Below are 10,143 nucleotides of genomic sequence, written 5' to 3' on the forward strand. Positions count from 1 at the left end.
CGGATCATAAACACCCTCCAAATCCCAACCCCGATTCGACGGAAAACCAGAAACCGCATCCGTCTCCTCCACCACCAACCGCCACAAATCCTCCGGCGAGGCCACCCCACCCGGATAGCGACACGCCATCCCCACGATCACCACCGGGTCGTCCGCCACCGGCACCACTCCGGAGGGAATCACCACGCCGGCCCGCTCACCCAGCAGTTCGGCCAGCAGGTATTCCGCCAGCGCTATCGGCGTCGGGTAGTCGAAGACCAGCGTCGCCGGCAACCGCAGCCCCGTCGCCGCGTTCAGCCGGTTACGCAACTCCACCGCGATGAGCGAGTCGAAGCCCAGCTCGCGGAACTCCCGCCGCACCTCCACCATCTGCGGCGAGGCATGCCCCAGCACCGCTGCGGCCTGCGCGCGTACCAACTCCACAACCAGCCGGGACTGATCAGCCCGGCCCATCCCGGCCAGCCGCCGCACCAACTCCGAATCCCCGCCCGCCGAAACCGCCGACCGGCGAACCCCCCGTACCAACCCGCGCAACAGATGCGGCACCTCACCGCCGGCCCGCGCCACCGCGCCCGCATCCATCCGCGCGGTCACCACCACCGCCCGACCGGCACCGGCCGCCGCATCGAACAACGCCAACCCCTGCTCGGCCGACAACGGCACCAAACCGGCCCGCGCCATCCTGCGCAAGTCCGCTTCACCGAGCCCGCCGACCATCCCGGCATCCTGCGCCCACGGACCCCATGCCAACGACACCCCAGCCAACCCCAGCGCCCGCCGATGCTCGGCGAGGGCATCCAGGAACGCGTTCGCCGCCGCGTAATTGCCCTGCCCCGCACCACCGAACGTCCCCGCCACCGACGAGAACAGCACCAGATCCGCATCCCGGGCCAGTTCGTGCAGATGCCAGGCCGCATCGACCTTCGGCCGCAACACCGCACCCAGCTGTTCCGGCGTCAACGAGGAAATGGTCGCGTCATCCAGCACGCCCGCCGCATGAACCACCGCCGTCAACGGATGATCGACATCCACGCCGGCCAGCAGACCCGCCACCTGATCCCGATCCGCCACATCACAAGCGGCAATCTCGACCGCAACCCCATGCGCGATCAGCTCGGCCCGCAACTCCACCGCACCCGGAGCGTCCATACCCCTCCGGCTGGTCAGCAGCAGACGCCGTACCCCATGCTCAGCCACCACATGCCGAGCCACCTCCGCACCCAGACCACCAGTCCCGCCAGTGATCAGGACCGTCCCGTCTGGATCCCACCGACGCTCGCCACCGGCCGCCACTCGCGCCAACCGAGGAACCAGCACCTCACCCTCGCGTACCGCCACCTGCGGCTCACCCGAGGCCAGCGCTGCGGCCAGTACCGCTACTGAGGCTTCCTCGTCCAGGTCGACCAGCACGAACCGGCCCGGGTTCTCCGACTGCGCCGACCGCACCAAACCCCACACCGCCGCACCCGCCAGATCACCCGACCCCACCGCCCCACGGGTGACCACCACCAGACGGGAATCACCGAACCGGTCATCAGCAAGCCATTCCTGCAACAAGCCCAGAATGCGGGCGGTCAGCTCATGAGCCGACTCCACCACCCCCACCGCACCCGAGACCGCCTCGGCCAGCACCACACCCGGCACCGCACCCGTTCCGGCCAAAGACGCCAGATCCGCGTGAACCTGAACCGCAGCGACACCCGGAAAACCACGACCAACCACCGCCATCGGCACCGGCTCGGCCGCCGGAGGCTCCATCAGCGGCGTCCAGTCCACCCCGAACAGAGCATCCCGCCGACCACCAAGCTCATCGGCAGAGAACGGCCGGAACACCAGCGACCGCGCCGAGAACACCATCTCCCCAACCGCGTCCACCGCACTCACCGAAACCGCATCGCCGCCCGTCCTGACCAGCCGCACCCGCAGCAACGACGCGCCACCAGCGTGCAGGCACACCCCACCCCACGAGAACGGCAACAGCCCACCCTCGAACCCGGCCAGCGGCGCCACGCGCAACACCGCATCCAGCAGCGCCGGATGCAGCCCAAAGCCGGACTCTGACACCTGCTCCGGCAGCACGACCTCGGCGAACACCTCCCCGTCCAGGCCACGCCACGCCGCCCGCAACCCCTGAAACACCGGCCCATAACTCAGCCCATCCACGGCCAGCCGGTCATACAGTCCGTCCAGCTCGATCACGGACGCACCCTGCGGCGGCCACACCACCGCATCGAACGGCACAACCGCCGGACCACCGGACACCAGCACACCGGTCGCATGCTCGACCCACGGCTCCTCATCGGCGGCCTGTGGCCTGGCGTGAATGCCCAGTTGCCGGCGGCCTGACCCATCGGCAGGTCCCACCCGCACCTGAACCGTGACGGCCTCATCCCCGGCCAGCACCAGCGGCGCGGTCATGGTCAGCTCCTCGACCACGTCACATCCGACCTGATCACCGGCCCGGATCGCCAGCTCCACGAACCCGCTGCCGGGGAACACCACAACCCCGCCCACCGCATGATCCGCCAGCCACGGATGCGACCCCAGCGAGATACGACCGGTCAACAGCGCCTCATCGGAGTCGGCCAAGCCCACGGCAGCCCCCAGCAGCGGATGGCTCGCAGCAGTCAAGCCCAGTCCCCGGGCGTCCCCGGCCGATGTGGAGCTCGGCCAATACCACCTGCGCTGGAAGGCATAAGTAGGCAACTCCACCCGACGAGCCCCGGGGAACACCGCCGCCCAATCAAGCGGCACTCCCCGCACGTGCAACTCGGCCAGCGCCGACATGATCGCGGACTCCTCGTCGCGGTCCTTACGCAACGTCGGCACCACATCCACGGTGTCGGCGGCCATCGCGGTCAGCACCCCATCAGGACCCAACTCCAGGAACGCCCCCACGCCCTGATCTTGGAGAGAGCGGATGGCGTCGGCGAACCGGACCGCGCCGCGAACCTGCTCCACCCAGTACTCCGGCGAGCACAACCGCTCGGTTGCCTCCCCGGTCAACGTGGACACAATCGGGATGCGCGGCTCGCTGAAGGTCAGCGTCGCGACCACGGCGCGGAAGTCCGCCAGCATCGGATCCATCAACGGCGAATGGAACGCATGCGACACCCGCAACCGCCGCGTCTTCACCCCACGCTGCTCAAGGACAGCAGCCAGCTTCAACACCGCCTGCTCTTCCCCGGACAGCACCGTGGAGGCCGGACCGTTCACCGCCGCGATCGACACATCGCCTTGACGCCCGGCCGACAGGCCAACACCCCCCTCAGCCAACAAAGCGGCGACGTCCTCCCCAGCCAACAGGGCGGTGACGTCCTCCTCGGCCGCCTGCACCGCCACCATCGCCCCACCCGCCGGCAACGCCTGCATCAACCGCGCCCGCGCCGCCACCAAAACGCACGCATCCTGAAGCGACAACACCCCCGCCACATGCGCCGCCGTGATCTCCCCAACCGAATGACCGGCCAGCATCTCCGGCCGCACGCCCCAGGACTCGACGAGCCGGAACAGGGCCGTCTCCACCGCGAACAACGCCGGCTGCGCCCACCCCGTCAGATCCAACACCTCCGCCTCGGCCGCACCAGGCTCGGCGAAGAGCACCTCACGCAGCGACCCATCGAGAAGCAGGTCCAGCTCAGCGATCACCTCATCCAGAGCCTCGGCGAACACCGGGAACCGGTCATACAACACCCGGCCCATCCCCGCCCGCTGACTCCCCTGACCCGTGAACAACATGGCCAGCTTCGGCTCCGACCCAGCCACCCCCCGCAGCACGCCCGGAAGGCCCTCGGTCACCGCACCCAGACCAGCGAGGGCGCTCTCACGATCGCCCGCCAGCACCACCGCACGATGCTCGAACGCCGACCGCGTCGTGGCCAGCGACAACGCGACATCAGCCAACCCCGACTCATCGCTCAGATGAGACGCCAGCCGCCCGGCCTGCGCCCGCAACCCCTCTTCCGTCCTCGCGGACACCAGCAACGGCACCACACCACCAACCGGCTCCCGCGCCTCCACGGCAACCTGCGGACCCTGCTCCAAGATCACGTGCGCATTCGTGCCACTGATCCCGAACGACGACACCCCCGCCCGACGAGGCCGTCCGACCTCGGGCCACTCCACCCGTTCCGTGAGCAGTTCAACCGCACCCGCCGACCAGTCCACATGCGAGGACGGCGCATCCACGTGCAAGGTCTTCGGCAGCACACCGTGCCGCATCGCCATAACCATCTTGATCACACCCGCGACACCGGCGGCCGCCTGGGTGTGACCGAGATTCGACTTGATCGACCCCAACAGCAGCGGCTGGTCCCGGTCCTGGCCGTAGGTCGCCAGCAGCGCCTGAGCCTCGATCGGATCGCCCAGCGTCGTACCCGTACCGTGCCCCTCCACCACGTCCACATCGGCAGGAGCCAACCCCGCGCTGCCCAGCGCCTGACCGATCACCCGCTGCTGCGACGGGCCACTCGGCGCGGTCAGGCCATTCGACGCACCGTCCTGATTGACCGCCGACCCGCGCACCACCGCCAGCACCTGGTGACCGTTGCGGCGCGCGTCCGACAGCCGCTCCAACACCAGCACCCCCACACCCTCCGACCAGCCCACCCCATCGGCGCTGTCGGCGAACGCCCTGCACCGTCCGTCAGAGCTCAGACCGCCCTGGGCGCTGAAGTCGATGAACGAGCTTGGCGTGGCCATCACCGTCACGCCACCGGCCAGCGCCAGCGAACACTCACCACCACGCAGCGCCTGCGCCGCCAGATGCAACGCCACCAGCGACGACGAACACGCCGTGTCCACCGTCACCGCAGGCCCCTCCAGACCCAACGTGTACGACACGCGGCCGGAGGCGACGCTGCCGGCGCTACCGATGCTGGAGAAGCTCTGCACGTCCGGCGGGAACGACACGCTGTTGGCGTAATCGTGGTACATGACACCGGCGAACACACCGGTACGGCTGCCGCGCAACGACGTCGGGTCGATCCCGGCCCGTTCGACCGCCTCCCACGACACCTCCAGCAACAACCGCTGCTGCGGATCGACCGCCAACGCCTCACGCGGCGAGATCCCGAAGAACCCGGGATCGAACTCCCCCGCGTCGTGCAGGAAGCCGCTCTCACGTACGTAACTGGTGCCCTGGCTCTCCCGATCCGGGTTGTACAGGGCCCCCAGATCCCAGCCCCGGTTCGTCGGGAATCCAGTGATCGCGTCGGTCTCCCCGACCACCAGCTTCCACAATTCCTCCGGCGAGGTCACCCCACCCGGGTAGCGGCACGCCATACCCACGATCACGACCGGATCGTCCGCCACCGGCGTCACCCCGGTCGGAATCACCACGTCGGCCTGCTCACCCAGCAACTCGCCTAGCACGAACTCCGCCAGCGCGGCCGGCGTCGGATGGTCGAACACCAGCGTGGCCGACAGACGCAGCCCCGTCGCCGCGTTCAGCCGGTTACGCAACTCCACCGCAGTGAGCGAGTCGAAGCCCAGCTCGCGGAACTCCCGCCGTACCTCCACCAGCTGCGGCGAGGCATGCCCCAGCACCGCAGCCACCTGGCCCTGGACCAGCTCCGTCATGAACCGAACCCGGTCGGCCCGGCCCATCCCGGACAGCCGCCCACCCAGCGCCTCACCACCCGACGGCACCAGCGCCGAAGCGGCCGACCGGCGAACTCCGCGTACCAACCCGCGCAACAGATGCGGCACCTCGCCACCGGCCCGCGCCACCGCGCCCGCATCCATCCGCGCGGTCACCACCACCGCCCGACCAGCACCGGCCGCCGCATCGAACAACGACAACCCCTGCTCCACCGACAACGGCACCAGACCCGCCCGCGCCATCCTGCGCAAGTCCGCTTCGCCGAGCCCGCCGACCATCCCGGCGTCCTGCGCCCACGGGCCCCACGCCAACGACACTCCGGCCAGACCCTGCGCACGCCGGTGCTCAGCCAGCCCATCCAGGAACGCGTTCGCCGCCGCGTAATTACCCTGCCCCGCACCACCAAACGTCCCCGCCACTGACGAGAACAACACCAGATCCACATCCCGGGCCAGCTCATGCAAATGCCACGCCGCATCCACCTTCGGCCGCAACACCGCACCCAACTGCTCTGCGGTCAAAGACGCGATCGTCCCGTCATCCAGCACACCCGCCGCATGAACCACCGCCGTCAACGGATGATCGACGTCCACCCCCGCCAGCAGACCCGCCACCTGATCACGATCCGCCACATCACAAGCGGCAATCTCCACCGCAACCCCATGCGCGATCAACTCGGCCCGCAACTCCACCGCACCCGAAGCGTCCATACCCCTCCGGCTAGTCAGCAGCAGACGCCGCACCCCATGCTCAGCCACCACATGCCGAGCCACCTCCGCACCCAGACCACCAGTCCCACCCGTGATCAGGACCGTCCCCTCCGGATCCCACCGACGCTCGCCACCGGCCGCCACTCGCGCCAACCGAGGAACCAGCACCTCACCCCCGCGCACCGCCACCTGCGGCTCATCCGACGCCAACACCTCAGCCGGCAATGCAGACGTCTCGACATCCACCAGCACGAACCGGCCCGGATTCTCCGATTGCGCCGACCGCACCAAACCCCAGACCGCCGCACCCGCCAGATCACCCGACCCCATCGCCCCTCGGGTGACCACCACCAGACGCGACTCACCGAACCGGTCGTCGGCCAACCACCTCTGCAACAGATCCAAAGCCCGCGCGGTCAGCTCATGAACCGACTCCACCGTCTCGCTCACCGGGTCCGATACGAACTCGGCTACCACCACATCCGGCACCGGACCCACCAGAGCTGAAATATCCGCATAAACCGGAACCGACCCACCACCAACACCCAGGGCGTCCTGACCAACCACGGCCACCGACGACACCTCAACCGCCGAAAGCCCCGTCAGCGGCGACCATTCCACCCCGAACAGAGCATCTCGCCGACCACCAAACTCATCGGCAGAGAACGGCCGGAACACCAGCGACCGCGCCGACAACACCATCTCGCCACCGGCGTCCGCCGCACTCACCGAAACCGCGTCGTCATCCGTCCTGACCAGCCGCACCCGCAGCACCGAAGCCCCGCCCGCATGCAGGCACACCCCACCCCACGAGAACGGCAACAGCCCACCCTCGAACCCGGCCAGCGGCACCACGTGCAACACCGCATCGAGCAACGCCGGATGCACCCCGAAACCGACCCCCGAAACCTGCTCGGGCAGCACGACCTCCGCGAACACCTCCCCCTCCAGGCCACGCCACGCCGCCCGCAACCCCTGAAACACCGGCCCATAACTCAGCCCGCCCTCGGCCAGCCGCTCATACAACCCGTCCAACTCGATCAAGGACGCACCCTGCGGCGGCCACACCACCGCATCGAACGGCACAACCGCCGGACCACCGGACACCAGCACACCGGTCGCATGCTCGACCCACGGCTCGTCGTCCCCGGCCCGGGCGTAGACGCCCAGCTCGCGTCGGCCCGACTCATCCGGCGCGGCCACCCACACCTGTACCGTCACCACGTCCCGCTCACCGAGCACCAGCGGCGCGGTCATGGTCAGCTCCTCGACCACGTCACATCCGACCTGATCGCCCGCCTGGATCGCCAGCTCCACGAACCCAGTGCCGGGGAACACCACGACCCCGCCCACCGCATGATCCGCCAGCCACGGATGCGACCCCAGCGAGATACGACCGGTCAGCACCGCCCCGTCCATCCCGGCCAGTCCAACGGCGGCACCGAGCATCGGGTGCTGGGAGGCCGTCAGCCCCGCCGCTGTCACGTCTCCCGCTTGGGAGCCCGTACCGTCAGGCCAGAACCTCTGGCGCTGGAAGGCGTACGTCGGCAGATCGACCCGGCGCCCACCCGGAATCACGGCCTGCCAGTCCACCGCCACACCATGCACGTGCAACTCGGCCAGCGCCGAGAGCACCGCAGCCTCCTCACCACGGTCCTTACGCAGCGCCGGCACCAGCAGCGCATCCACGGTGTCGGCGGCCATCGCGGCCAGCACGCCGTCCGGGCCGAGCTCCAGACAGGCCCGGACGTCCTGGTCGCCCAGGGTGCGCATGGCGTCGGCGAACCGGACCGCGCCGCGCACCTGGTCCACCCAGTACCCGGGCGAGCACACCTCTTCGGTGGTCGCCGGCCGTCCGGTCAGGGTGGACACGATCGGGATTCTCGGCGGGCTGTAAGTCAGCGTCTCGGCGACCGCGCGGAAGTCCGCCAGCATCGGCTCCATCAAGGGCGAATGGAACGCATGCGACACCCGCAACCGCCGTGTCTTCACCCCCAGCGCCTTGGCCACCTCAAGAACGGCCTGCTCGACACCGGAGATCACCACCGAGGCCGGGCCGTTTACCGCCGCGATCGACACCTCGGCCTCGCGCCCGACCAGCAGAGCGGCGACGTCTTCCTCGGCGGTCTGAACCGCCACCATCGCCCCACCCTCAGGAAGCGCCTGCATCAACCGCGCCCGCGCCGCCACCAGAACGCACGCATCGGCCAGCGACAGCACCCCGGCCACATGCGCAGCCGTGATCTCCCCAACCGAGTGACCGGCCAGCACCTCCGGCCGTACCCCGATCAGCCGGAACAGGGCCGTCTCCAGCGCGAACAACGCCGGCTGCGCCCACCCCGTCTGATCCAACGCCTCCGAATCGGAGAACAACACCTCCCGCAGCGACCCCTCCAACAACGGATCCAGCTCCGCAATCACCTCATCCAGAGCCTCGGCAAACACCGGGAACCGGTCATACAACTCCCGGCCCATCCCCGCCCGCTGGCTCCCCTGACCGGCGAACAGGAACGCCACCTTCCCCCGCCGCCCGTTCTGCTCTCCCAGCACAACTCCCGGCCCCGGCCGCCCCTCCGCAACGGCCCGCAGCCCGGCCACGGCCTCCTCACGATCACCGGCCGGCACGACCGCGCGATGCTCGAACACCGACCGGGTCGTGGCCAGCGAGAACGCAACGTCAGCCAACCCCAGCCCGTCGCTCAGGTGAGACGCCAGCCGACCGGCCTGCGCCCGCAACCCCTCCGCAGACCGGGCCGACACCACCACCGGAACCAGCCCCGGACTCGCCACCGGCTCCGTGGCGGCATCCGGCACCGGCCCCTGCTCGATGATGACGTGCGCGTTCGTCCCGCTGATCCCGAACGACGACACACCGGCCCGGCGCGGCCGCCCGGCCTCCGGCCACGACCGCGCCTCGGTCGCCAGTTCGACCGCACCCTCGTTCCAGTCCACGTGCGAGGACGGCGCGTCCACGTGCAAGGTCTTCGGCAGTACGCCGTGCCGCATCGCCATGACCATCTTGATCACGCCCGCGACACCCGCGGCTGCCTGCGTGTGACCGATGTTCGACTTCACCGACCCCAGCAACAGCGGCCGATCACGACCCTGCCCGTAGGTGGACATCAGAGCCCGCGCCTCGATGGGATCGCCCAGCCGCGTCCCGGTGCCGTGCGCCTCCACCACGTCGACATCCGTGTGGGACAACCCCGCTCCTGCCAGCGCCTGCCGGATCACCCGCTGCTGCGACGGACCGTTCGGTGCCGTCAACCCGTTCGACGCGCCGTCCTGGTTGACGGCCGACCCGCGCAGCACCGCCAGCACCTGGTGGCCGTTGCGGCGGGCGTCCGACAGGCGTTCCAGGACCAGTACGCCCACACCCTCCGCCCAGCCCACCCCGTCGGCGCTGTCGGAGAACGCCTTGCACCGTCCGTCCACCGACAGACCACGCTGCCGGGCGAACCCGATGAACGTGTTCGGCGTGGACATCACCGTCGCCCCACCCGCCAGCGCCAGCGAGCAGTCCCCCGATCGCAGCGCCTGCGCCGCCAAGTGCAGCGCCACCAGCGACGACGAACACGCCGTGTCCACCGTCACCGCCGGACCCTCCAGGCCCAGCGTGTACGACACGCGGCCGGAGGCGACGCTCGGCGCGGTTCCCGTACCTTCGTAACCTTCGACGGCGTCGCGCTGGCCGAGCCCTTCGACCACCTCACCGGCGGCTCCCTGGTGCAGCCGGCCGGCGGCGTTGCCCAGGGCCAGCCCGTAGTCGTTGTACATCACCCCGGTGAACACACCGGTACGACTCCCCCGCAACGACCCAGGCTCGATCCC

1 protein-coding gene is annotated in these 10,143 nt (G+C 69.6%); it reads right to left on the reverse strand.

Going from position 1 to position 10,143, the window contains the following annotated elements:
* Positions 1 to 10,140, reverse strand: a 10,140-nt coding sequence (locus tag AB0I81_RS63555; protein WP_360680527.1) for an SDR family NAD(P)-dependent oxidoreductase, incomplete at its 3' end; no start/stop codon positions are given.
* Positions 10,141 to 10,143 lie beyond the last annotated feature (3 nt).

This window comes from Nonomuraea sp. NPDC050404 (genome assembly GCF_040655495.1).
In the GTDB taxonomy this organism is placed as follows: Bacteria; Actinomycetota; Actinomycetes; order Streptosporangiales; family Streptosporangiaceae; genus Nonomuraea.